Here is a 1,265-nt window from a genome sequence, read left to right on the forward strand (position 1 = left end):
TATAAGCGACAGGGTATATATTTCACCAATCTACCCCCCTCTGCACTATGACGGCCCAGCTGACCAAATCTGCTTCTATTCCTGCTGCCCTTGAGCAGCAGCGAACGTTTTTTGCGTCGGGGCAGACAAAACCTCTTGATTTTCGTTTAGCTCAGCTGGCCAAGCTAAAGCAGGCGATTATTGCGCGGCAGGCGGACATTGTAGCGGCGGCCAAGGCAGACTTAGGACGGCCCGAGTTTGAAGCCTACTTTGAAATCTCTACCCTCTCAGAGATTAACCTGGCGATTAAAAAGCTCAAGACCTGGATGAAGCCTAAGCGGGTAAAGTCTACGCTAGAAAATTTTCCTTCATCGGCCTGGATCCAGCCAGATCCGCTGGGAGTAGTGCTAATTATCGGTCCGTGGAACTATCCGTTTCAGCTGATGGTATCGCCCTTGGTGGGTGCGATCGCAGCGGGCAACTGTGCCACTCTTAAACCGTCAGAGCATGCTCCCCATACAGCCAGCGTCGTGGCTGATTTAATCGCCGACACCTTTGACCCTAGCTACATCACCCTATTTGAGGGAGACGCAGACATAAGCCAGCAGCTGCTGGCCGAGAAGTTTGACCATATTTTCTTTACCGGGGGTACCGCCATTGGTCGCATCGTGATGGCGGCGGCTGCCAAGCATCTGACGCCAGTTACCCTGGAGCTAGGGGGTAAAAGCCCCTGTATCATCGATACTGACATTAATTTAGACCATGCCGCCAAGCGCATCGCCTGGGGTAAGTTTATCAACGCGGGGCAGACCTGTATTGCTCCTGACTATCTGCTGATTGACCGCGCCATCAAGGATAATTTTCTCTCTAAACTAACCGCAGCGATGCGTGAGTTTTTTGGTGACGATCCCGCCCAAAGTCCTGACCTTAGCCGCATTATCAACCAGCGACAGTTTGAGCGACTGACCAGTTTACTCGATAGCGGCACCGTGGTCGTGGGTGGGGAAGCTGACGCCAGCACTCGCTATATCGCCCCTACGGTCTTAGATCATGTCACCTGGGACTCACCGGTTATGCAGGATGAAATCTTTGGGCCAATTTTGCCCGTACTGACCTATGACCGATTTGATCAGGCTCTGGCTCAGGTCAACGCTCGTCCTAAGCCTCTGGCCCTGTACCTTTTCTCCCGCGACTCGGCCAAACAGCAGCAGGTGTTAAGGGAAACCTCTTCTGGCGGAGTCTGTCTAAACGATACGGTGCTTCATATTGGCGTACCGGGTCTACCC

General features: G+C 53.0%; 1 protein-coding gene. It reads left to right on the forward strand.

The window, feature by feature from the left end; translation table 11 throughout:
* Positions 1–47 precede the first annotated feature (47 nt).
* On the forward strand, positions 48–1,265 hold a 1,218-nt coding region (locus tag IQ260_RS30655), incomplete at its 3' end, for an aldehyde dehydrogenase family protein (protein ID WP_193996812.1).

Source organism: Leptolyngbya cf. ectocarpi LEGE 11479 (assembly GCF_015207065.1).
Lineage (GTDB): Bacteria > Cyanobacteriota > Cyanobacteriia > Phormidesmidales > Phormidesmidaceae > Leptothoe > Leptothoe ectocarpi.